General features: G+C 48.6%; 23 protein-coding genes and 3 tRNA genes. 21 read left to right on the forward strand and 5 right to left on the reverse strand.

Annotated features, from left to right (window positions below):
* The first annotated feature begins 52 nt into the window (after positions 1–52).
* The 5 genes from pgsA (at position 53) to yecA (ending at position 1,914) form a co-directional block, all read left to right on the forward strand.
* Positions 53–601 (forward strand): CDP-diacylglycerol--glycerol-3-phosphate 3-phosphatidyltransferase, encoded by a 549-nt coding sequence (pgsA, locus tag C1192_RS02335; protein ID WP_001160187.1) that lies wholly within the window; start codon positions 53–55, stop codon positions 599–601.
* Between the two features lie 151 nt (positions 602–752).
* Positions 753–828: transfer RNA gene (locus tag C1192_RS02340), tRNA-Gly, on the forward strand.
* A gap of 53 nt (positions 829–881) precedes the next feature.
* A tRNA-Cys gene (locus tag C1192_RS02345) sits at positions 882–955 on the forward strand.
* A 12-nt stretch (positions 956–967) separates the two neighbouring features.
* A tRNA-Leu gene (locus tag C1192_RS02350) sits at positions 968–1,054 on the forward strand.
* A gap of 194 nt (positions 1,055–1,248) precedes the next feature.
* On the forward strand, positions 1,249–1,914 hold the full coding sequence (gene yecA, locus C1192_RS02355; RefSeq protein ID WP_000847906.1) for a UPF0149 family protein YecA: 666 nt from the start codon (positions 1,249–1,251) through the stop codon (positions 1,912–1,914).
* A gap of 55 nt (positions 1,915–1,969) precedes the next feature.
* On the opposite strand, the gene tyrP is transcribed toward yecA, so the two are convergent.
* Positions 1,970–3,181: a tyrosine transporter TyrP gene (gene tyrP, locus C1192_RS02360; RefSeq protein ID WP_000797551.1), complete on the reverse strand. Its 1,212-nt coding sequence runs from the start codon at positions 3,179–3,181 to the stop codon at positions 1,970–1,972.
* Between the two features lie 190 nt (positions 3,182–3,371).
* Between tyrP and C1192_RS02365 the strand changes: the two genes are divergently transcribed.
* Positions 3,372–3,611, forward strand: a complete 240-nt coding sequence (locus C1192_RS02365) for a YecH family metal-binding protein (protein WP_000443798.1) — start codon at positions 3,372–3,374, stop codon at positions 3,609–3,611.
* A 37-nt stretch (positions 3,612–3,648) separates the two neighbouring features.
* Here C1192_RS02365 and ftnA read toward each other — a convergent pair whose 3' ends face one another.
* Positions 3,649–4,146, reverse strand: coding sequence for a non-heme ferritin (gene ftnA / locus C1192_RS02370; protein ID WP_000917208.1), 498 nt, complete (start codon positions 4,144–4,146; stop codon positions 3,649–3,651).
* A 178-nt stretch (positions 4,147–4,324) separates the two neighbouring features.
* A complete protein-coding gene (yecR, locus tag C1192_RS02375; protein ID WP_000681531.1) occupies positions 4,325–4,648 on the reverse strand; it encodes a YecR family lipoprotein in 324 nt (107 codons plus the stop codon).
* A 263-nt stretch (positions 4,649–4,911) separates the two neighbouring features.
* On the opposite strand from yecR, the gene azuC reads away from it, so the two are divergent.
* The gene (azuC, locus tag C1192_RS02385) at positions 4,912–4,998 is read left to right on the forward strand and encodes a stress response protein AzuC (protein ID WP_010723106.1); all 87 of its coding nucleotides are present in this window, start codon (positions 4,912–4,914) and stop codon (positions 4,996–4,998) included.
* A 112-nt stretch (positions 4,999–5,110) separates the two neighbouring features.
* On the forward strand, positions 5,111–5,362 hold the full coding sequence (gene yecJ / locus C1192_RS02390; RefSeq protein WP_000082115.1) for a DUF2766 family protein YecJ: 252 nt from the start codon (positions 5,111–5,113) through the stop codon (positions 5,360–5,362).
* Between the two features lie 84 nt (positions 5,363–5,446).
* On the opposite strand, the gene C1192_RS02395 is transcribed toward yecJ, so the two are convergent.
* The gene (locus C1192_RS02395) at positions 5,447–5,950 is read right to left on the reverse strand and encodes a non-heme ferritin-like protein (protein WP_000246123.1); all 504 of its coding nucleotides are present in this window, start codon (positions 5,948–5,950) and stop codon (positions 5,447–5,449) included.
* A 782-nt stretch (positions 5,951–6,732) separates the two neighbouring features.
* Here C1192_RS02395 and araF point away from each other — a divergent pair.
* The 5 genes from araF (at position 6,733) to otsA (ending at position 12,673) form a co-directional block, all read left to right on the forward strand.
* A complete protein-coding gene (gene araF / locus C1192_RS02405; protein ID WP_000548681.1) occupies positions 6,733–7,722 on the forward strand; it encodes an arabinose ABC transporter substrate-binding protein AraF in 990 nt (329 codons plus the stop codon).
* Between the two features lie 69 nt (positions 7,723–7,791).
* Positions 7,792–9,306 carry an arabinose ABC transporter ATP-binding protein AraG gene (gene araG, locus C1192_RS02410; protein WP_038355609.1) on the forward strand — a complete coding sequence of 505 codons (1,515 nt, stop codon included), beginning with the start codon at positions 7,792–7,794 and terminating at the stop codon, positions 9,304–9,306.
* 14 nt (positions 9,307–9,320) lie between these two features.
* Positions 9,321–10,307, forward strand: coding sequence for an arabinose ABC transporter permease AraH (gene araH, locus C1192_RS02415; RefSeq protein ID WP_000100211.1), 987 nt, complete (start codon positions 9,321–9,323; stop codon positions 10,305–10,307).
* Positions 10,308–10,470: 163 nt separating this feature from the next.
* Positions 10,471–11,274, forward strand: coding sequence for a trehalose-phosphatase (otsB, locus tag C1192_RS02420; protein WP_000138763.1), 804 nt, complete (start codon positions 10,471–10,473; stop codon positions 11,272–11,274).
* Positions 11,249–12,673, forward strand: a complete 1,425-nt coding sequence (gene otsA / locus C1192_RS02425; protein ID WP_016248816.1) for an alpha,alpha-trehalose-phosphate synthase — start codon at positions 11,249–11,251, stop codon at positions 12,671–12,673. Before otsB ends, otsA begins: the two co-directional genes overlap by 26 nt.
* 6 nt (positions 12,674–12,679) lie before the next feature.
* Here otsA and uspC read toward each other — a convergent pair whose 3' ends face one another.
* Positions 12,680–13,108: a universal stress protein UspC gene (gene uspC / locus C1192_RS02430; protein WP_038355608.1), complete on the reverse strand. Its 429-nt coding sequence runs from the start codon at positions 13,106–13,108 to the stop codon at positions 12,680–12,682.
* A gap of 778 nt (positions 13,109–13,886) precedes the next feature.
* Here uspC and flhD point away from each other — a divergent pair.
* The 8 genes from flhD to cheR all read left to right on the forward strand — a co-directional run bounded on the left by flhD (position 13,887) and on the right by cheR (position 22,082).
* Positions 13,887–14,237 carry a flagellar transcriptional regulator FlhD gene (gene flhD / locus C1192_RS02435; RefSeq protein ID WP_001516558.1) on the forward strand — a complete coding sequence of 117 codons (351 nt, stop codon included), beginning with the start codon at positions 13,887–13,889 and terminating at the stop codon, positions 14,235–14,237.
* A gap of 2 nt (positions 14,238–14,239) precedes the next feature.
* Positions 14,240–14,818: a flagellar transcriptional regulator FlhC gene (gene flhC, locus C1192_RS02440; RefSeq protein WP_038355607.1), complete on the forward strand. Its 579-nt coding sequence runs from the start codon at positions 14,240–14,242 to the stop codon at positions 14,816–14,818.
* Positions 14,819–14,942: 124 nt separating this feature from the next.
* The gene (motA, locus tag C1192_RS02450) at positions 14,943–15,830 is read left to right on the forward strand and encodes a flagellar motor stator protein MotA (protein WP_038355606.1); all 888 of its coding nucleotides are present in this window, start codon (positions 14,943–14,945) and stop codon (positions 15,828–15,830) included.
* Positions 15,827–16,753: a flagellar motor protein MotB gene (motB, locus tag C1192_RS02455; protein WP_038355605.1), complete on the forward strand. Its 927-nt coding sequence runs from the start codon at positions 15,827–15,829 to the stop codon at positions 16,751–16,753. The genes motA and motB overlap by 4 nt, the downstream gene beginning before the upstream one ends.
* A 4-nt stretch (positions 16,754–16,757) precedes the next feature.
* Positions 16,758–18,722, forward strand: a complete 1,965-nt coding sequence (gene cheA, locus C1192_RS02460; RefSeq protein WP_077784583.1) for a chemotaxis protein CheA — start codon at positions 16,758–16,760, stop codon at positions 18,720–18,722.
* A 21-nt stretch (positions 18,723–18,743) separates the two neighbouring features.
* Complete coding sequence (gene cheW, locus C1192_RS02465) at positions 18,744–19,247, forward strand: chemotaxis protein CheW (protein WP_000147305.1); 504 nt, start codon at positions 18,744–18,746, stop codon at positions 19,245–19,247.
* Between the two features lie 151 nt (positions 19,248–19,398).
* Positions 19,399–21,060, forward strand: coding sequence for a methyl-accepting chemotaxis protein II (tar, locus tag C1192_RS02470; protein ID WP_038355603.1), 1,662 nt, complete (start codon positions 19,399–19,401; stop codon positions 21,058–21,060).
* Positions 21,061–21,221: 161 nt separating this feature from the next.
* Entirely contained in the window at positions 21,222–22,082 is an 861-nt protein-coding gene (gene cheR, locus C1192_RS02475) for a protein-glutamate O-methyltransferase CheR (RefSeq protein ID WP_001516555.1), read from the forward strand.
* The last annotated feature ends 2 nt before the right edge of the window (positions 22,083–22,084 follow it).

Consider the following 22,084-nt stretch of genomic DNA (forward strand, 5'->3'; position numbering starts at 1 on the left):
TCTGTAGCAACATAGGGGTAATCTTACTGACAACAGATAGTTACCCGTCATTATGCAATTTAATATCCCTACGTTGCTCACACTGTTCCGTGTCATCCTTATCCCATTCTTTGTATTGGTTTTTTATCTACCTGTTACCTGGTCACCGTTTGCTGCTGCGCTCATTTTCTGTGTCGCAGCGGTGACTGACTGGTTCGACGGTTTTCTGGCGCGTCGCTGGAACCAGAGTACCCGGTTTGGTGCTTTCCTTGATCCAGTAGCAGATAAAGTGCTGGTAGCCATCGCTATGGTGCTGGTAACAGAACATTACCATAGCTGGTGGGTGACTTTACCGGCAGCAACGATGATTGCCCGTGAAATTATCATCTCCGCGTTGCGCGAATGGATGGCTGAATTGGGTAAACGCAGCAGCGTGGCCGTATCCTGGATCGGTAAAGTTAAAACTACTGCTCAAATGGTAGCGTTGGCCTGGCTGTTATGGCGCCCGAACATTTGGGTTGAATACGCTGGTATTGCACTTTTCTTTGTGGCAGCGGTACTGACTTTGTGGTCAATGTTGCAATATTTGAGCGCTGCGCGCGCAGATCTGCTTGATCAGTGATCGTTTCGACGCAAAATTCAGCAAACGATCAAAACTGGTGAAAAATATCGTTGACTCATCGCGTCAGGTAAGTAGAATGCAACGCATCGAACGGCGGCACTGATTGCCAGACGATAATAAAATCAAGTGATTAGCTGATTGCTTGATGAATGCGGGAATAGCTCAGTTGGTAGAGCACGACCTTGCCAAGGTCGGGGTCGCGAGTTCGAGTCTCGTTTCCCGCTCCAGTTTAAAAGACATCGGCTTAAGCGGGTGTCTGGCTGAAAAGCCTGAAGAATTTGGCGCGTTAACAAAGCGGTTATGTAGCGGATTGCAAATCCGTCTAGTCCGGTTCGACTCCGGAACGCGCCTCCACTTTTTTCCCGAGCCCGGATGGTGGAATCGGTAGACACAAGGGATTTAAAATCCCTCGGCGTTCGCGCTGTGCGGGTTCAAGTCCCGCTCCGGGTACCATGGGAAAGATAAGAATAAAATCAAAGCAATAAGCAGTGTCGTGAAACCACCTTCGGGTGGTTTTTTTGTGTCTGCAACTTGTCGTTACACCCCTCTTATTTTTAATCACCGGGTAATCCACTCAAAAAGTATCTCTCTGCCAGACCGACATGTAAGATAGGCGCTGGCGAGTCGAGATCCACAAGGAAAAGCGTATGAAAACTGGACCGTTAAACGAAAGTGAGTTGGAATGGCTGGATGATATCCTGACCAAATACAACACTGAACACGCCATCCTTGATGTGGCTGAGCTGGACGGTTTATTGACGGCGGTGTTGAGTTCTCCGCAGGAAATTGAACCAGAACAGTGGCTGGTTGCTGTCTGGGGCGGGGCGGATTATGTGCCGCGCTGGGCGTCAGAAAAAGAGATGACGCGCTTTATGAATCTGGCTTTTCAACATATGGCCGATACCGCAGAACGTCTGAACGAATTTCCTGAGCAGTTTGAACCGTTGTTTGGCCTGCGAGAAGTTGACGGTAGCGAGCTGACGATTGTTGAGGAGTGGTGCTTTGGCTATATGCGTGGCGTTGCCCTCGCTGACTGGTCGGCATTGCCAGATTCGTTAAAACCGGCGCTTGAGGCGATAGCTCTACACGGTACAGAAGAAAACTTTGCGCGGGTAGAGAAGTTGTCGCCAGAAGCATTTGAAGAAAGCGTAGAAGCCATTCGACTGGCAGCGCTTGATTTACATGCTTACTGGATGGCGCATCCGCAGGAAAAACCTGTTCAGCAACCGATCAAAGCAGAAGAAAAGCCGGGCCGTAACGATCCTTGTCCATGCGGCAGTGGTAAGAAATTTAAGCAGTGTTGCCTGCATTAAGAGGGCATATTGGGTGCTGGAGATGTTTCCGCACCCAACGTTGTTATCAAGGCGATTATCCCACTTCGGGTAACAATCCTGCCGCAATCAAAAATTGCACACCAATCACGCCAATGCCGCAGAGAAACACTAACACCAGCGCCGGACGGCCACCTTTCACTCGATAAGCAGCTTGTGGATTATGCTTTCTGCTCTGCCAGGTCAGCAGGGAAGGGATAATTAACGCCAGCACCGCCAGCGCCACACCGGCGTAACCCAGCGCCATCACAAAGCCACGTGGGTAAAACAGCGCAAACGCCAGCGGCGGCAGAAAAGTAATTGCACCAGTTTGCAGTCGCCCTCCAACGGTATTTGAACGCTGAAACAAATCTGCCAGATAATCAAATAAGCCTAACGCTACGCCGAGAAAGGATGTTGCGAGGGCTAAGTCAGCAAATAAATGCACCGCCAGTTCGACATGCGGTGAGGCCACCACTTCGCGTAACGCCTGTAACAGTCCGTTTAACCCGGCATGATTAGCCAGCAGCCCCATAAAGGTTGTTGAATCAATGCTGCCCAGCGTCGCCAGTTGCCAGAAGATATACGCCACCAGAGGGATCGCACTACCAGTAATAAACACCCAGCGCAGCTTGCGAATGTTGCCATCCATATAACTAACGATGCTCGGCACACTACCGTGGAAGCCAAACGAGGTAAAAATTACCGGGATCGCAGACAACGCAAGTCCTTGTTGCAGCGGCAGGGTTAAAAGATTCATTTTATGAATATGCGGCAACAGCAGTACCAGCATCACCACCAGAAAAATAATTTTGGCGCTAAACAGAAAGCGGTTAAACAAATCGACCAGCGACGTCCCGACACAAACCACACCACCGGCAACAAAAGTGAACAACAACACGCCAGCGGTTGCCGACACTGGAATGCCTGTCCAGTCGCTGATGCTGGAGGCAAGTAATTCACCTGCACCGCTGATGTACGCCGCCGTCAGGGCATACATTAAAAACATCATACTGAAGCCAGTCAGCCACTGCCCATAACGCCCCAGATAGCGCTTTGCCAGCGTGCCCAGACCGGTGTCTGCCGGGACATGCTGGTACACCTCCAGCAGTAACAGCGCTGTGTAGCACATCAATGCCCAAAGCCCAATCAATAAGATTAACGTGACGCTAAAACCGACACCTGCCGCTGCCAGCGGCATTGCCAGCATACCCGCGCCAATTGTGGTTCCTGCCACGATAAAAACACTTCCCAGAGTTCTGTTTTTCACGCTTTCTTCTGTCCTGACGATCTTTATAAGTGATATCTGCGGCGCAGGTTAAGGCATTCTACATTTTTCGTCAAATCGACGTTACATTAGATGTAAATAAAACTGTACGATAAAATGCTTTCAGAACTGCGCTGGCGCAAAGCCTTGATGAGCGGCTATCGCTACGCTATGCCTTTTTTGAGGAGGAACGATGGAATCTATTCACGGTCATGAAGTGTTAAATATGATGATTGAATCAGGTGAGCAATATACGCACGCCAGTCTGGAGGCGGCGATTAAAGCGCGTTTTGGTGAACAGGCGCGTTTTCATACCTGCTCAGCAGAAGGGATGACTGCGGGCGAGTTGGTGGCGTTTCTGGCGGCGAAAGGTAAATTTATTCCCAGCGAAGAAGGGTTCTCAACCGATACAAGTAAAATTTGCCGTCACTGATATGCAACGGCGGCAGAAAATCTGCCGCCGGAGAAGATTAGTTTTGCGTGTCGAGGGTAGAGAGTTCTTTATCGATGAAATAAAGACCTTCGCCGCTTTTACCTGCCAGGCTTAATTTATCAATAATCGATTTGAACAATTTCTCTTCTTCATGTTGCTCAGAAACATACCATTGCAGGAAATTAAATGTCGGGTAATCCTGATTGGTCATGGCAGCATGAGCCAGTTCGTTAATTTTCTGCGTGATTAATTGTTCATGCTTATAAGTTTCCTGGAATAATTCATCAAGTGAAGAATATTCAGCAAACGGGGATTCAACAGTATTAATACGCGGTAAGTTTCCGGTATCGGTCAGATAGTCAAACAGACGCTGCATATGCGTCATCTCTTCCTGGGCGTGACGGCGCAGAAACGCGGCCGCGCCTTCAAAGGTATGGTAGCTGCACCAGGCGCTCATTTGTTGATAAAGCAGCGAAGAGTACAGTTCCAGGTTCATCTGCTCATTGAGTTTTTCAATCATTTCTGGTTTCAGCATGATAGTGCTCCACAAAGGTTATTTTTGTTTCTGTGGCGCCACTATAATTTGTTATTTTATTATTTGCAAAAGGTAAAATATTAAATTCAATTATTAAAAATACGAATGGGAATAAAACGCATTACTGCTATTTATGGCATCAATTAACCAGCGAAGCCTCCCTCGCTGATTAAGGTCTTTATTGATAAGTCGAGGGTATTAAAATTTGGCACTGATACGACAGTGTAAATTCCGTATTCAGACATAACGACCCCGCAAACACACTACAGTTACTTACAGGTTGCCCAAACGCAATGGCGCGGGTAAACCCTGCCTGCTGACATGCACGTTGCGCTATTTCCTGATTGAGATAGCTGTCAGTACGGGCGTTTTGTAAAAATGCCTGATCGTAAACGAGGCGCACAATACCGCTCGTGGCGTTGACTTCGCTCAATTGAGCCTGACGAGTTACGGTGCAGCCCGCTAATGTTAAAAGTGAAAGAACAATTATCAGATGTTTCATGTCACTGCCTGAAGAGGAAGAAGAAACAGGTATTGTACTTGCGGATACGACCAGGCTATGGACAGAAAAGACGACGGATCGGTGCTATTCCTTGCTTTTTCCAGAGGTCAGACAGTTAGCGGTGACTTTATGGTTATCATTTTTATAACATTAAAGGGGTGTTTATGTGATTCAGGTCACATAAAGATTGATTTTTGTGATGATTGTCATATTATAAGTGCAAAGACGATAACACCTGCATAACAAATGGTCGGAGTGCCGCGATGAAACTGCGCAAAATCCTGAAAAGTATGTTTAATAACTATTGCAAGACGTTCAAAGATGTACCGCCAGGCAATATGTTCAGATAACAAGAAACCTGCTCCGGCAGGTTTTTTGTATCCTGAGGACGGTGGATGTGACTATCGCTGAAGAAGTGAAGCCGCTACTATATCGGCTTTCAAATGCTATCAGGAGTTTACAATGTCCCAGCCGCTGAATGCCGATCAGGAACTGGTTTCTGATGTTGTCGCTTGCCAGTTGGTGATCAAACAAATTCTCGACGTGCTCGATGTGATTGCACCTGTTGAGGTTCGTGAAAAAATGTCTGGCCAGTTGAAGAATATTGATTTTACTAACCATCCCGCCGCAGCCGATCCGGTTACGATGCGTGCTATCCAGAAAGCTATCGCATTGATTGAACTCAAGTTTACCCCACAAAGTGAATCCCATTAAAAAAACCGCTGCTTCAAGAGTATGAAGCAGCGGTTTTCTCAACAATTTTTATATCCGGCGCGTGATTTAAGGCGTCGATTTTTATTAGTGTATCTGATGCGACACAACATTAAGAACATGCTGGTCGGTCTGGACAGGGCACATACCGGCACGTTTCGCGCTGCGTACTTCATCAAGAATGGTTTGCAGTAACAGGCCATCGTGCTGCTGTTCTTTTTCCAGATCGCGCAGGAAATCGACGGTTGAATCATCATTCAATTCTTTAGCTTCATCGGCTAATTGTGCCAGCTTGCTTGAACGCTGCTCGTATTCTTCCATCGTTTTTTGGAAGAGTTCTTCCAGAGAGTTAAGCTTTTCACCTGGCACATCAATAGCTTTAACGATGGGCGTCGCGCCGATACTTTTCATAAAATTAAACATGCGCATCATTTGGGTCACGTTACTCTGTGCCTGGGCGCGAAGGAAAGTAGCGGTGCCATTCAGACTTTGTTCAGAACACCAGTTGCTCAGGTGAAGGTAGAGATTGGATGCGTAAAACTCGCGGTTCATTTGGGTGTTGAGTTTGAGAAGCATTCCAGTGGTTGCCATACCTAATATCCTTATATCCAGAAGACGTGAGGTGCAAGATGAATCAAAACACCGTAATTACTGTTTGCAGAATAATTCCTTTCTGCATGTCCGAAATGTGATCGTGGAGTCAATTCTGACGATGATCTAAAATAAGCATAACGTCTGAACGAATATAAGAAAATCCTTAAATCACCAAGTTTATAATTTTTTACATTTCATTGATAAGAGCAATGGGTTTGCAATAATTGTCAATGCTGTGCATTTGTGTATCTCATTGATATTAAATTAAAATATTAATGACATGATGACGATGTGATATTTTAAAACTTTTCCTGACTATGAGAGGTGGCTCTCATTATCGATTTACTCTTAATTAATGATGGTGGTGATAATTAACGCCGAAATGAATTTTGTACAAGCGCTTACCCATTTTACCATTCAGCTTAAAATGGACAGACTTCTGTCCGGTAATAATTAGATTAAAAAAAAGACACTCCAGACCACTCAACGCATACCACAAGGACTTCCAGGCTAATGTCATGGACTAATCTGCTAATGCACTTTTTATTTGTCAGACAATTGTTGTTTCCAGTATGTCATTTCTCGCTAAATTCATGCACGTTCTGACTGTAATTCTGCGATGTGATATTGCTCTCCTATGGAGAATTAATTTCTCGCTAAAACTATGCCAACACGGCCAATTATCTTTTCGTTAAAGGTAATGCTTTGTTTTCCGATTAAATTAACCAAAGTTCTTAGTTTTTACCCTACAAAAAATGATGCTAAAGCTGGAGATAACCATGCACAAATTTACTAAAGCTCTTGCGGCCATCGGTCTGGCTGCTGTTATGTCACAATCCGCTATGGCAGAAAACCTGAAACTCGGTTTCTTGGTAAAGCAACCCGAAGAGCCGTGGTTCCAGACCGAATGGAAATTTGCCGATAAAGCCGGGAAAGATTTAGGCTTTGAAGTTATTAAGATTGCCGTACCGGATGGTGAAAAAACGCTGAACGCTATCGACAGCCTGGCGGCCAGTGGCGCGAAAGGATTTGTCATTTGTACGCCAGACCCGAAATTGGGTTCCGCTATTGTGGCGAAAGCACGTGGCTATGGTATGAAAGTTATTGCCGTGGATGATCAGTTTGTAAATGCCAAAGGTAAGCCGATGGATACCGTGCCGTTGGTGATGATGGCGGCGACCAAAATTGGCGAGCGTCAGGGCCAGGAACTGTATAAAGAGATGCAGAAACGAGGTTGGGATGTAAAAGAAAGTGCCGTAATGGCGATTACAGCTAACGAACTGGATACCGCTCGTCGTCGTACTACAGGCTCTATGGACGCGCTGAAAGCTGCCGGATTCCCGGAAAAACAAATTTATCAGGTTCCTACCAAATCTAACGATATCCCGGGGGCATTTGACGCCGCCAACTCCATGCTGGTTCAGCATCCTGAAGTTAAACACTGGCTGATCGTCGGGATGAACGATAGCACTGTGCTTGGCGGCGTGCGCGCGACGGAAGGTCAGGGCTTTAAAGCGGCAGATATCATCGGTATCGGTATCAACGGCGTGGATGCAGTAAGCGAGTTGTCCAAAGCCCAGGCTACCGGTTTCTACGGTTCACTGCTGCCAAGCCCGGACGTACATGGTTATAAGTCCAGCGAAATGCTCTACAACTGGGTAGCGAAAGACGCAGAACCACCGAAATTCACTGAAGTTACCGATGTCGTTCTGATTACGCGCGACAACTTTAAAGAAGAACTGGAGAAAAAAGGGTTAGGCGGTAAGTAATCTGCCGAAAAAATTCCCCTCTGCGTGATGCAGAGGGGGTGTGAATGACCAGTGATTCACGGAGACGTTATGCAACAGTCTACCCCGTATCTCTCATTTCGCGGCATTGGTAAAACCTTTCCCGGCGTTAAGGCGCTTACGGACATCAGTTTTGACTGCTATGCCGGTCAGGTTCATGCGTTGATGGGTGAAAATGGTGCCGGTAAATCAACACTCTTAAAAATCCTTAGCGGCAACTATGCGCCAACCACGGGTTCTGTCGCAATTAGCGGACAGGAAATATCCTTTTCCGACACTACCGCTGCGCTTAACGCGGGGGTTGCGATTATTTACCAGGAACTGCATCTCGTGCCGGAAATGACCGTCGCGGAAAATATTTATCTCGGCCAGCTTCCTCATAAAGGCGGCATAGTGAATCGTTCGCTGCTGAACTATGAAGCGGGTTTACAACTTAAACATCTGGGGATGGATATTGACCCCGGTACGCCACTGAAATATCTCTCCATCGGCCAGTGGCAGATGGTTGAAATAGCCAAAGCGCTGGCGCGTAACGCCAAAATTATCGCCTTTGATGAGCCAACCAGTTCTCTGTCGGCACGAGAAATTGACAACCTTTTCCGCGTCATTCGTGAACTGCGAAAAGAGGGGCGAGTGATCTTATACGTTTCTCACCGTATGGAAGAAATATTTGCCCTAAGTGACGCCATTACCGTCTTCAAAGATGGGCGTTATGTCAAAACCTTCACTGATATGCAGCAAGTAAATCATGAGTCACTGGTACAGGCGATGGTTGGTCGCGATCTCGGTGATATCTACGGCTGGCAACCGCGCAGCTATGGTGAGGAGCGGCTGCGTCTGGATGCAGTGAAAGCACTAGGTGTACGCACGCCAATAAGCCTGACTGTTCGCAGTGGCGAAATCGTCGGTCTGTTTGGACTGGTAGGGGCAGGGCGTAGCGAATTAATGAAAGGTATGTTTGGCGGTACGCAAATCACTGCCGGTCAGGTTTATATCGACCAAAGGCCGATCGATATCCGTAAACCGGGCCACGCTATTGCTGCTGGTATGATGCTCTGCCCGGAAGATCGCAAAGCGGAAGGCATTATTCCGGTGCATTCCGTTCGTGACAATATCAACATCAGCGCCCGTCGCAAGCATGTGCTCGGCGGTTGTGTGATCAACAACGGCTGGGAAGAAAACAATGCTGATCACCACATTCGTTCGCTCAACATCAAAACGCCGGGCGCAGAGCAACTGATCATGAATCTCTCTGGTGGTAATCAGCAAAAAGCCATTCTTGGGCGCTGGTTATCGGAAGATATGAAGGTCATTTTGCTGGATGAACCAACGCGCGGCATTGATGTGGGCGCTAAGCACGAAATTTACAACGTGATTTATACGCTGGCGGCGCAGGGCGTGGCGGTGCTGTTTGCCTCCAGCGATCTGCCCGAAGTCCTTGGCGTAGCCGATCGTATTGTCGTCATGCGTGAGGGCGAAATCGCCGGTGAATTGCTACACGAACAGGCAGATGAGCGTCAGGCACTAAGCCTTGCTATGCCTAAAGTCAGCCAGGCTGTTGCCTGAGTAAGGAGAGTATGATGTCTTCTGTTTCTACATCGGGGTCTGGCGCGCCTAAGTCGTCATTCAGCCTCGGCCGTATCTGGGATCAGTACGGTATGCTGGTGGTGTTTGCGGTGCTGTTTATCGCCTGTGCCATTTTTGTACCGAACTTTGCCACCTTCATTAATATGAAAGGTCTCGGGCTGGCAATATCCATGTCGGGAATGGTGGCTTGCGGCATGTTGTTCTGCCTCGCTTCGGGGGACTTTGACCTTTCCGTCGCTTCGGTAATTGCCTGCGCAGGTGTCACGACGGCGGTGGTTATCAATCTGACCGAAAGCCTGTGGATTGGCGTGGCGGCAGGTTTGCTGCTGGGCGTCCTCTGTGGTCTGGTGAATGGTTTTGTTATCGCCAAACTAAAAATCAACGCCTTGATTACGACGCTGGCGACGATGCAGATTGTTCGTGGTCTGGCGTACATCATTTCTGATGGTAAAGCGGTCGGTATCGAAGATGAAAGTTTCTTTGCTCTTGGTTATGCCAACTGGTTCGGCCTGCCTGCGCCAATCTGGCTTACGGTGGCTTGTCTGATTGTCTTCGGTTTGCTGCTGAACAAAACCACCTTTGGGCGCAACACGCTGGCGATTGGTGGTAATGAAGAGGCGGCGCGTCTGGCTGGTGTACCCGTTGTCCGCACCAAAATCATTATCTTTGTTCTCTCTGGTCTGGTATCGGCAATTGCCGGGATTGTTCTGGCTTCACGTATGACCAGCGGTCAGCCGATGACTTCGATAGGCTATGAGTTGATTGTTATCTCCGCCTGCGTTTTAGGCGGCGTTTCTCTGAAAGGTGGCATCGGAAAAATCTCATATGTAGTGGCGGGTATCTTAATTTTAGGCACTGTAGAAAACGCCATGAACCTGCTCAATATTTCTCCGTTTGCGCAGTACGTTGTCCGCGGCTTAATCCTGCTGGCGGCGGTGATCTTCGACCGTTATAAGCAAAAAGCGAAACGCACTGTCTGATGTTTTTTTCAGCATAAATTTAGTTCGACTTTCCTCCACAGCCAACCGCCACAAAGGTTGGCTGTTCTTTTTTGCAAATGGCGAGCTACGTCACACTGTCTATACTTACATGTCTGTAAAGCGCGTTCTGCGCGAACTATAAAAAGATAAGGAGGAGTACCGGGTGACAGAACCGTTAACCGAACCCCCTGAACTATCCGCGAAATATGCCTGGTTTTTTGATCTCGATGGAACGCTGGCGGAAATCAAACCGCATCCTGATCAGGTCGTCGTGCCTGACACTATTCTGCAAGGACTTCAGCTACTGGCAACCGCAAGTGATGGTGCATTGGCATTGATATCAGGGCGCTCAATGGTGGAACTTGACGCACTGGCAAAACCTTATCGCTTCCCGTTAGCGGGCGTGCATGGGGCGGAGCGCCGTGACATCAATGGTAAAACGCATATCGTTCACCTGCCGGAAGCGATTGCTCGTGATATTAGTGTGCAACTGCATACGGCGATTGCCCAACTTTCCGGCACGGAGCTGGAATCCAAAGGGATGGCGTTTGCACTGCATTATCGTCAGGCACCGCAGCATGAAGACGCCTTATTGACGTTAGCGCAACGTATTACTCAGATTTGGCCGCAAATGGCATTACAACAGGGAAAGTGTGTCGTCGAGATTAAACCGCGAGGCACCAGTAAAGGGGAGGCTATTGCTGCATTTATGCAGGAAGTTCCCTTCATCGGCCGGAAGCCGGTGTTTCTGGGCGATGATTTAACCGATGAATCTGGCTTTGCGGTTATTAACCGACTGGGTGGAATGTCAGTAAAAATTGGTACAGGCGCAACTCAGGCATCATGGCGGCTGGCGGGCGTGCCGGATGTCTGGGGCTGGCTTGAATTGATAACCAACGCATTACAAAAACAAAAAAGAGAAAATAACAGGAGTGATGACTATGAGTCGTTTAGTCGTAGTATCTAACCGAATTGCACCACCAGACGAGCACGCCGCCAGTGCCGGTGGCCTTGCTGTCGGCATACTGGGGGCACTGAAAACTGCAGGTGGACTGTGGTTTGGCTGGAGTGGCGAAACAGGGAATGAGGATCAGCCGCTAAAAAAGGTGAAAAAAGGAAATATTACCTGGGCCTCTTTTAACCTCAGTGAAAAAGATCTCGACGAATACTACAACCAATTCTCCAATGCCGTTCTCTGGCCGGCATTCCATTACCGACTCGATCTGGTGCAATTTCAGCGTTCAGCGTGGGAAGGCTATTTACGCGTGAATGCATTGCTGGCAGACAAATTACTGCCGCTGCTGGAAGATGATGACATTATTTGGATCCACGATTATCACTTGTTGCCATTTGCGCAGGAATTACGTAAACGCGGCGTGAACAATCGCATCGGTTTCTTCCTGCATATTCCTTTTCCGACACCGGAAATCTTTAATGCGCTACCAACTTATGACACATTGCTGGAACAGCTTTGTGATTATGATTTGCTGGGGTTTCAGACAGAAAACGATCGTCTGGCGTTCCTGGATTGCCTTTCCAACTTGACGCGGGTCACGACACGTAGCTCGCGCAATCACACGGCCTGGGGCAAAGCATTTCGTACAGAAGTTTACCCGATTGGTATTGAACCGGATGAGATTGCTAAACAGGCTGCCGGGCCGCTACCGGCAAAACTGGCGCAATTAAAAGCAGAACTGAAAAATGTGCAGAATATCTTTTCTGTCGAGCGGCTGGATTATTCCAAAGGTTTGCCAGAACGTTTTCTTGCTTATGAAGCGCTGCTGGAAAAATATCCGCAACATCATGGTAAAATTCGTTATACCCAGATCGCGCCGACCTCGCGTGGTGATGTGCAAGCGTATCAGGATATTCGTCATCAGTTGGAAAATGAAGCCGGGAGAATTAACGGTAAATATGGGCAATTAGGTTGGACGCCGCTTTATTATCTGAATCAGCATTTTGATCGTAAATTATTGATGAAAATCTTCCGCTATTCCGATGTTGGGTTAGTGACGCCGCTGCGTGATGGGATGAATCTGGTCGCAAAAGAGTATGTCGCCGCTCAGGATCCTGCAAATCCGGGCGTACTGGTACTTTCTCAGTTTGCCGGTGCGGCAAACGAACTGACGTCAGCGCTAATTGTTAACCCATACGATCGTGATGAAGTCGCGGCGGCGCTCAATCGGGCGTTGAGCATGTCGCTGGCGGAACGTATTTCCCGCCATGCAGAAATGCTGGAAGTTATTATCAAAAACGATATTAAACACTGGCAGGAGTGCTTTATCCGCGACCTAAAGCAGGTAGTACCGCGAAGCGCGGAAAGTCAGCAACGCGATAAAGTCGCTACCTTTCCAAAGCTGGCGTAAGTGGAATTAATCCCCTTTAAGTGGAACTAACAGCACATCAACCTCACTTGAGGCAATCACACTTTTCGCTGAGCAGGACGCTCGCGAAAAGAAACTGTGATTATGGTTACCGCAAATCACCAAATCGAACTTATGTCTACGGCATACTGCCAGAATATGTTCGCTTAACTCTCCGTAAGCAATAAATGTCTCTTCTACCGGATATCCCGCATCCTGAATTAATTTATCAAGAAAGTTTTGTGTTTCTTCCTGCATCACGCTGCGTAAATCTTCAAGCATCGGCGCGGCTAATTGATTGAACATTTCCGGGTCGGAAGCAAGAGTGATTAAACTTATGCGCCCATTTACCGGACGGGCGATAGAAACCGCTTTTGCTAACAGTTGCTGACTTTCTGGTGAGACAGCAACAGCAACAAGAATATTGGTATAGCTCATAACCTGCTCCTTATTCTGTGAACTTCAGGTGTTATTACAGCTTTACTCTGAATGAGGTACTGATGCAATAACAACTCAGTCAAAACAGTAAATATTAGGCTGGTTATTAGTAAGTGAGGCTAATTAATAACGTACGGTTATCACATGATTACAGATGAGGTTATAAAAACTAAAATTATCAATTCCCCTTACAGAACAAATGGATAATATTTATAGAACATTATTGTAACATACGAGATGTTCCCGGATTTATTTTCACTTGAAGAGACTCATGTTATGTAACTCTCTGTTTGAAAATAAGTTATAGGAGGTGAATATATTTATTTTATATGTAGCAGGTGGTTATTTACGGTGATTTATATTAACAGTGCGCAACATCATCATTTTATCTACCCACTTCATTTTTGAAGCCAGGCAAGCTGAAAAACTTTTTAACAGAATGAAATATGACCAAAACAAAAGTATGACTTATACATTAATGTTAAGTAATTGATTGTTTTGTGTGATCTGAGTCACACATTATCGAAAATCGCAACACCGCTCCGTTGTATGTGTGAGTGGTGACGAGTACAGTTGCGTCGAATTAGGAAAAATCTTAGATAAGTGTAAAAAACACTGTTCTCTGTAAGGGATTGTTTCATCTCTTACACTGCCTGTGTGTTTTTTCGTTGATCGCAACTATTCCATTGTTCTTTACTTTTTACCGGGATTTCCCGGCGACATCACGGGGTGCGGTGATACCGCATAATAATAAAGTTAGTTATTCTGGATGGGAATAATGCATACCTCCGAGTTGCTGAAACATATTTATGACATTAATTTGTCATATTTACTTCTTGCACAACGTCTGATCGTTCAGGACAAAGCGTCCGCCATGTTTCGTCTCGGTATTAATGAAGAAATGGCAACAACGTTAGCGACGCTGACTCTTCCTCAAATGGTTAAACTGGCAGAAACCAATCAACTGATTTGCCATTTCCGCTTTGACAGCCACCAGACTATTAATCAGCTAACGCAGGATTCCCGCGTTGACGATCTCCAGCAAGTTCATACCGGCATCATGCTATCTACGCGTTTGTTGAATGATGTTAATCAGCCCGAAGAAGTGCTACGTAAAAAAAGGGCCTGACAATGAGCGAAAAAAGCATTGTTCAGGAAGCCCGGGATATTCAACTGGCAATGGAGTTGATCACCCTTGGCGCTCGTTTGCAGATGCTGGAAAGTGAAACACAATTAAGTCGTGGACGGCTGCTCAAACTCTATAAAGAACTGCGCGGAAGCCCCCCACCGAAAGGCATGTTGCCATTCTCCACCGACTGGTTTATGACCTGGGAACAAAATGTTCATGCGTCGATGTTTTGTAATGCATGGCAGTTTTTACTGAAAACAGGGTTATGTAATGGCGTCGATGCAGTGATCAAAGCCTATCGTTTATACCTCGAACAGTGCCCGCAAGCCGAAGACGGTCCGCTACTGGCGTTGACCCGCGCCTGGACACTGGTGCGATTTGTTGAAAGTGGTTTACTACAACTTTCCAGTTGCAAATGTTGCGGCGGTAATTTTATCACCCATGCCCATCAGCCTGTTGGCAGCTTTGCCTGCAGCTTATGTCAACCGCCATCACGTGCGGTAAAAAGACGTAAACTTTCTCAAGACCCTGCCGATATTATCCCTCAACTGCTGGATGAACAGAGAGTACAGGCTGTTTAACTCACACGATGTGGCGAAACACTCCAGCAGCGGTAAGTGATTGCCGCTGCTTTTTTTTCCCAACGGTAAGTTAGCGTCTGACGACTGAACATCCTGTCATGGTCAACAGTGAAAGGATGATGTCGTGCTTATCTTATTAGGTTACCTGGTTGTTCTCGGTACAGTTTTCGGCGGTTATTTGATGACCGGCGGAAGCCTTGGAGCACTCTATCAACCCGCTGAACTGGTGATTATTGCCGGTGCAGGTATTGGGTCGTTTATTGTCGGTAACAACGGTAAAGCAATCAAAGGCACGCTCAAAGCGCTGCCGTTACTGTTTCGCCGCTCCAAATACACCAAAGCGATGTATATGGATCTGCTGGCACTGCTTTACCGACTCATGGCGAAATCGCGACAGATGGGCATGTTTTCGCTGGAGCGCGATATTGAACCCCCCCGCGAAAGCGAGATCTTCGCCAGTTATCCCCGCATCCTCGCGGATACCGTTATGCTTGATTTTATCGTTGATTATCTGCGCCTGATCATCAGTGGCCATATGAATACCTTCGAAATCGAAGCGCTGATGGATGAAGAAATTGAAACCCACGAAAGCGAGTCGGAAGTTCCCGCTAACAGCCTGGCGCTGGTCGGTGACTCGCTCCCGGCATTTGGTATTGTCGCGGCAGTGATGGGGGTGGTTCACGCGCTGGGATCGGCTGACCGGCCTGCCGCCGAACTGGAGGCGCTGATTGCTCATGCGATGGTAGGGACTTTCCTCGGTATCTTACTGGCTTACGGATTTATTTCCCCACTGGCGAGTGTTTTGCGCCAGAAAAGCGCAGAGACCAGCAAAATGATGCAATGCGTCAAAGTCATACTGCTTTCTAATCTGAACGGTTATGCACCGCCAATTGCCGTTGAATTTGGTCGTAAAACGCTCTACTCCAGTGAACGACCATCGTTTGTTGAGCTGGAAGAACACGTTCGCGCGGTAAAAAATCCGCAACAGCAGACGACAACCGAGGAAGTATGAAGAATCACGCGCATCCAATAATTGTCGTCAAACGACGCAAAGCAAAAAGCCACGGCTCGGCGCATGGATCGTGGAAGATTGCTTATGCTGACTTTATGACCGCGATGATGGCTTTTTTTCTGGTGATGTGGCTGATCTCCATTTCCAGCCCAAAAGAGCTGATACAGATAGCGGAATATTTCCGCACGCCGTTGGCGACCGCGGTAACGGGTGGTGATCGCATTTCTAATAGCGAAAGCCCAATTCCCGGCGGCGGTGATGATTACACTCAGAGTCAGGGAGAAGTGAATAAGCAGCCGGACATTGAAGAACTGAAAAAACGCATGGAGCAAAGTCGGTTGCGGAAATTGCGTGGCGATCTCGACCAGCTTATAGAGTCAGACCCGAAACTACGGGCGCTGCGTCCACATCTCAAAATCGATCTGGTACAGGAAGGTTTACGCATTCAGATTATCGACAGCCAGAATCGCCCGATGTTTAAAACCGGCAGTGCTGACGTCGAACCCTATATGCGCGACATTCTGCGGAGTATTGCGCCAGTGCTGAATGGTATTCCTAACCGTATCAGTCTCTCCGGTCATGCCGATGATTTCCCTTACGCCAATGGTGAGCAAAGCTACAGCAACTGGGAGCTTTCTGCCGAACGCGCTAATGCGTCGCGCCGTGAGCTAATGGTGGGGGGGCTGGCTGATGGCAAAATTCTGCGCGTCGTCGGCATGGCGGCGACCATGCGTTTAAGCGATCGCGGACCTGATGATGCTGTCAATCGTCGAATCAGTCTGCTGGTCCTGAACAGACAGGCCGAGCAGGCCATTTTGCATGAAAACGCTGAAAGCCAGAATGAGCCGGTAAGTGTACTGGAAAAAACTGGGGGCGCTCCGCAGGTCAGTGTTCCCACAATGCCATCAGCCGAACCGAGGTGACAGCGTGAGCATGGATATAAGCGATTTTTATCAGACATTTTTTGATGAAGCGGACGAATTGTTGGCCGATATGGAGCAGCATCTGCTGGATTTGCAGCCAGAAGCGCCAGATGCCGAACAATTGAATGCTATCTTTCGTGCGGCCCATTCCATCAAAGGAGGGGCAGGAACTTTTGGTTTTACCGTGTTACAGAAAACCACGCATCTGATGGAAAACCTGCTCGATGAAGCCAGACGCGGTGAGATGCAGCTTAATACCGACATTATCAATCTGTTTTTGGAAACGAAGGATATCATGCAGGAACAGCTCGACGCTTATAAACAGTCGCAAGAGCCGGATGCCGCCAGCTTCGATTATATCTGCCAGGCCTTGCGTCAACTGGCATTAGAAGCGAAAGGCGAAACGGTGCCCGCAGTGACCCGGTTAAGTGTGGTTGCCAAAAGTGAACCGCAAAATGAGCAGAGTAACAGTGAGTCGCCGCGACGAATTATCCTTTCACGCCTGAAGGCGGATGAAGTCGATCTGCTGGAAGACGAACTGGAGCAGTTGACCACATTAACTGACGTGGTTAAAGGCGCGGATTCATTATCTGCAACAATGTCGGGAGATATTGCGGAAGACGACATTACCGCCGTGCTCTGTTTTGTGATTGAAGCCGATCAGATTGCCTTTGAAGCGGTAGAACCTGCATCAACAGTATCGACCCCGCCAGTGCTGGAACTGGCCGCAACAGAAGCACCAGCCGGACGCGTAGAGCGGGAAAAAACGACGCGCGGTAGCGAATCGACCAGCATCCGTGTGGCGGTAGAAAAGGTTGATCAACTGATAAACCTGGTCGGTGAACTGGTCATCACCCAGTCAATGCTCGCTCAGCGCTCCAGTGAACTGGACCCGGTAAATCATGGGGATTTGATTACCAGCATGGGGCAGTTACAACGTAACGCCCGTGATTTGCAGGAATCGGTGATGTCGATTCGTATGATGCCGATGGAATATGTCTTTAGCCGCTATCCGCGGCTGGTGCGCGACCTGGCGGGTAAACTCGGCAAACAAGTAGAACTCACGCTTATAGGCAGCTCCACCGAACTCGACAAGAGTCTGATAGAACGCATTATCGATCCGCTGACCCACCTGGTACGCAACAGCCTTGACCACGGTATAGAACTGCCGGAAAAACGCCTCGCCGCAGGTAAAAATAGCGTCGGAAATTTGATCCTGTCAGCCGAACATCAGGGCGGCAACATCTGCATCGAAGTGACCGACGATGGCGCGGGACTAAATCGTGAGCGGATTCTGGCAAAAGCCGCCTCGCAAGGGCTGCCTGTCAGCGACAACATGAGCGACGACGAAGTGGCGATGTTGATATTTGCTCCGGGTTTTTCCACGGCGGAGCAGGTTACCGATGTTTCCGGGCGTGGCGTCGGCATGGATGTCGTTAAACGCAATATCCAGGAGATGGGCGGCCATGTCGAAATCAAGTCGAAGCCGGGCACAGGTACAACGATCCGCATTTTACTACCGCTGACACTGGCGATCCTCGACGGTATGTCCGTGCGCGTTGCTGATGAAGTTTTCATTCTGCCGCTGAATGCTGTCATGGAATCACTGCAACCCCGTGAAGTCGATCTGCATCCGCTGGCAGGTGGCGAGCGGGTACTTGAAGTGCGTGGTGAATATCTGCCAATAGTCGAACTGTGGAAAGTGTTTAATGTCGCTGGTGCGAAAACTGAAGCCACCCAGGGGATTGTCGTGCTCCTGCAAAGTGGTGGTCGTCGTTATGCCTTGCTGGTGGATCAATTAATTGGTCAACACCAGGTGGTGGTGAAAAACCTTGAAAGTAACTATCGCAAAATTCCTGGAATATCCGCCGCAACAATTCTTGGCGACGGAAGCGTAGCACTGATTGTTGATGTCTCAGCCTTGCAGGCAATAAACCGCGAACAATGTATGGCGAACACCGCCGCCTGATTGAGTAAAAAGGTAATAAATATGACCGGTATGACAAATGTAACAAAACTGGCCAGCGAACCGTCAGGCCAGGAATTTCTGGTATTTACCCTTGGTGATGAAGAGTACGGCATAGACATTCTGAAAGTGCAGGAGATCCGTGGTTACGACCAGGTCACGCGGATTGCGAATACGCCAGCGTTTATCAAAGGCGTCACTAACCTGCGCGGCGTCATTGTGCCAATTGTCGACTTACGCATTAAGTTCAGCCAGGTCGATGTGGACTATAACGACAACACAGTCGTGATCGTCCTGAATCTTGGCCAGCGCGTGGTCGGCATAGTGGTTGACGGCGTATCGGACGTTCTTTCGTTGACGGCGGAACAAATTCGCCCGGCACCGGAATTTGCCGTGACGCTTTCCACTGAATATCTTACGGGACTGGGCGCGCTGAGTGACCGCATGCTGATTCTGGTTAATATCGAAAAACTGCTAAATAGTGAAGAGATGGCGCTGTTAGATAATGCGACCGCAGACGTCGCGTAATTTCGTGTTCAGCAATAAATAAAGGCAGAACCCGATGATGCGCACATCGGGTTTTTTTATTTTAAGTCATCTCTCTACGATTGATCTAAGCAATAAAGTTTCCCACCTTCCTGCCGATAACGGGATCAACTTGTTTTCAGGAAGGTGCCTTATGATTAACCGTATCCGCGTAGTTACGCTGCTGATGATGGTGCTGGGGGTATTTGCACTGTTACAGCTCATGTCCGGCAGTCTGTTTTTTTCTTCGCTGCACCATAGCCAGCAAAGCTTTGTGGTTTCCAATGAACTACGGGAACAACAGGGCGAGTTAACTTCAACCTGGGATCTCATGCTACAAACGCGCATTAACCTGAGTCGTTCAGCGGTGCGGATGATGATGGACCCATCCAATCAACAAAGTAGTGCAAAAATTGAATTGCTTGATAGCGCCAGGAAAACGTTGGCGCAGGCGGCTGTTCATTATAAAAAATTCAAAAGCATGGCACCGTTACCCGAAATGGCTGCCGCCAGTAGTCATATTGATGAAAAATACAAAAATTACCACACGGCATTAACTGAACTGATTGATTATCTTGATTATGGTAACACAGGAGCCTATTTTGCCCAGCCAACCCAGGGAATGCAAAATGCGATGGGAGAGGCTTTTGGGCAGTACGCCCGTAGCAGCGAAAAATTGTACCGCAATATCGTTGTCGACAATGCCAGTGATTACCGTTTTGCCCAGTGGCAACTGGCCGTTATCGCGCTGGTGGTGGTACTGATTCTTCTGGTGGCATGGTATGGCATTCGCCGCATGTTGCTTAACCCGCTGGCAAAAATCATTACCCACATCCGTGAAATTTCGGGTGGTAACCTGGCGAATAACCTGGCCATTGCTGGACGCAGTGAAATGGGCGAGCTGGCGCAGAGCGTTTCGCATATGCAACGTTCTCTGACTGATACAGTCACCCACGTGCGCGAAGGTTCAGATGCCATCTACGTTGGTACGCGTGAAATTACTGCAGGTAATACCGATCTCTCCTCCCGAACTGAACAGCAGGCCTCTGCACTGGAAGAGACTGCTGCCAGCATGGAACAACTCACCGCCACGGTGAAACAGAACGCCGATAATGCCCGCCAGGCCTCGCAACTGGCGCAAAGTGCCTCCGACACTGCCATGCACGGCGGTAAAGTGGTGGATGGCGTGGTGAAAACCATGCACGAAATTGCTGACAGTTCGAAGAAAATTGCTGACATCATCAGCGTTATCGACGGTATTGCTTTCCAGACCAATATACTGGCGCTGAACGCCGCCGTAGAAGCTGCCCGTGCCGGTGAACAGGGACGTGGTTTTGCCGTGGTTGCGGGTGAAGTGCGTAATCTTGCCAGCCGTAGCGCCCAAGCGGCAAAAGAGATTAAAGCCCTGATTGAAGACTCAGTATCCCGCGTCGATACCGGTTCGGTGCTGGTTGAAAGCGCCGGAGAGACGATGACCAACATCGTTAATGCGGTTACGCGCGTTACCGACATTATGGGGGAAATTGCTTCAGCCTCCGATGAACAGAGCCGTGGCATTGATCAAGTGGCGCAGGCCGTGTCGGAAATGGATCGTGTGACTCAACAGAACGCCTCGTTGGTGCAGGAGTCAGCCGCTGCAGCCGCCGCGCTGGAAGAGCAGGCCAGTCGTTTAACGCAGGCAGTATCCGCGTTTCGTCTGGCTGCCAGCCCGCAATCCCAAAAACCACCGCTTCAATCCCGGCCAGCCAGTGAAAAACCACCAACACAACCACGCCGGCATATCGCTGAACAAGCTCCAAACTGGGAAACATTTTGATGGCTATTTACTCAAGCACCATTGTTGCCAGATTGATCAGATGATGCAACAGAACGTCGCGCGTATCGTCTCTGATGGCGCTATTTACAAGTGGTTATACGACACAATCGGCGCAGTTACAGGCTGTGCCAGTGGTTTCCTGAAGTGACTGAGAAGGCGCTATGACATCATCTCTGCCCTGTGGGCAAACGTCTTTATTGTTACAGATGACCGAGCGCCTCGCGCTTTCCGACGTTCATTTTCGGCGGATAAGTCAATTGATCTACCAACGTGCGGGGATCGTTCTGGCCGATCACAAACGTGACATGGTCTACAACCGGCTGGTACGCCGTTTGCGTTCGCTGGGACTGGCAGATTTTGGGCATTATTTGAATATGCTGGAATCTAATCAGTGCAGCAGCGAGTGGCAGGCATTTATTAACTCATTGACGACCAACCTGACGGCATTTTTTCGTGAAGGGCATCATTTTCCGCTGATCGCAACTCACGCCCGCCGCTGTTCTGGGGAATATCGCGTATGGAGTGCAGCGGCATCGACAGGCGAAGAACCGTACAGCATTGCGATGACGCTGGCGGACACATTGGGCACTGCGCCCGGACGCTGGAAAGTCTTTGCCAGTGATATCGATACCGAAGTCCTGGAGAAAGCTAAAAGCGGCATTTATCGCCATGAAGAGCTGAAAAACCTGACGCCACAACAACTCCAGCGTTACTTCATGCGCGGCACGGGACCGCATGAAGGGCTGGTGCGCGTGCGTCAGGAGCTGGCGAATTATGTCGATTTTTCGCCGCTGAATTTGTTGGCGAAACAGTACACCGTACCGGGGCCGTTTGATGCGATCTTCTGCCGTAACGTCATGATCTACTTTGATCAAACGACTCAACAGGAGATTTTGCGTCGCTTTGTACCGCTACTTAAGCCCGACGGATTGCTGTTTGCGGGTCACTCTGAAAACTTTAGCCATCTTGAGCGCAGCTTCACGTTGCGAGGTCAGACGGTGTATGCGCTAAGTAAGGAATAACG

Source organism: Escherichia marmotae (genome assembly GCF_002900365.1).
GTDB classification, from domain to species: Bacteria; Pseudomonadota; Gammaproteobacteria; order Enterobacterales; family Enterobacteriaceae; genus Escherichia; species Escherichia marmotae.

What these genes read in the sequence shown, in the direction of transcription:
- C1192_RS02365 (WP_000443798.1), top strand. Translation starts at nt 3,372, where the DNA reads ATGGAATCTATTCACGGTCATGAAGTGTTAAATATGATGATTGAATCA.
- cheW (WP_000147305.1), top strand. Translation starts at nt 18,744, where the DNA reads ATGACCGGTATGACAAATGTAACAAAACTGGCCAGCGAACCGTCAGGC.
- tar (WP_038355603.1), top strand. Translation starts at nt 19,399, where the DNA reads ATGATTAACCGTATCCGCGTAGTTACGCTGCTGATGATGGTGCTGGGG.
- azuC (WP_010723106.1), top strand. Translation starts at nt 4,912, where the DNA reads ATGAAACTGCGCAAAATCCTGAAAAGTATGTTTAATAACTATTGCAAG.
- pgsA (WP_001160187.1), top strand. Translation starts at nt 53, where the DNA reads ATGCAATTTAATATCCCTACGTTGCTCACACTGTTCCGTGTCATCCTT.
- cheR (WP_001516555.1), top strand. Translation starts at nt 21,222, where the DNA reads ATGACATCATCTCTGCCCTGTGGGCAAACGTCTTTATTGTTACAGATG.
- flhD (WP_001516558.1), top strand. Translation starts at nt 13,887, where the DNA reads ATGCATACCTCCGAGTTGCTGAAACATATTTATGACATTAATTTGTCA.
- flhC (WP_038355607.1), top strand. Translation starts at nt 14,240, where the DNA reads ATGAGCGAAAAAAGCATTGTTCAGGAAGCCCGGGATATTCAACTGGCA.
- yecA (WP_000847906.1), top strand. Translation starts at nt 1,249, where the DNA reads ATGAAAACTGGACCGTTAAACGAAAGTGAGTTGGAATGGCTGGATGAT.
- motB (WP_038355605.1), top strand. Translation starts at nt 15,827, where the DNA reads ATGAAGAATCACGCGCATCCAATAATTGTCGTCAAACGACGCAAAGCA.
- yecJ (WP_000082115.1), top strand. Translation starts at nt 5,111, where the DNA reads ATGTCCCAGCCGCTGAATGCCGATCAGGAACTGGTTTCTGATGTTGTC.
- C1192_RS02395 (WP_000246123.1), bottom strand. Translation starts at nt 5,950, where the DNA reads ATGGCAACCACTGGAATGCTTCTCAAACTCAACACCCAAATGAACCGC.
- araH (WP_000100211.1), top strand. Translation starts at nt 9,321, where the DNA reads ATGTCTTCTGTTTCTACATCGGGGTCTGGCGCGCCTAAGTCGTCATTC.
- uspC (WP_038355608.1), bottom strand. Translation starts at nt 13,108, where the DNA reads ATGAGCTATACCAATATTCTTGTTGCTGTTGCTGTCTCACCAGAAAGT.
- araG (WP_038355609.1), top strand. Translation starts at nt 7,792, where the DNA reads ATGCAACAGTCTACCCCGTATCTCTCATTTCGCGGCATTGGTAAAACC.
- araF (WP_000548681.1), top strand. Translation starts at nt 6,733, where the DNA reads ATGCACAAATTTACTAAAGCTCTTGCGGCCATCGGTCTGGCTGCTGTT.
- yecR (WP_000681531.1), bottom strand. Translation starts at nt 4,648, where the DNA reads ATGAAACATCTGATAATTGTTCTTTCACTTTTAACATTAGCGGGCTGC.
- otsA (WP_016248816.1), top strand. Translation starts at nt 11,249, where the DNA reads ATGAGTCGTTTAGTCGTAGTATCTAACCGAATTGCACCACCAGACGAG.
- ftnA (WP_000917208.1), bottom strand. Translation starts at nt 4,146, where the DNA reads ATGCTGAAACCAGAAATGATTGAAAAACTCAATGAGCAGATGAACCTG.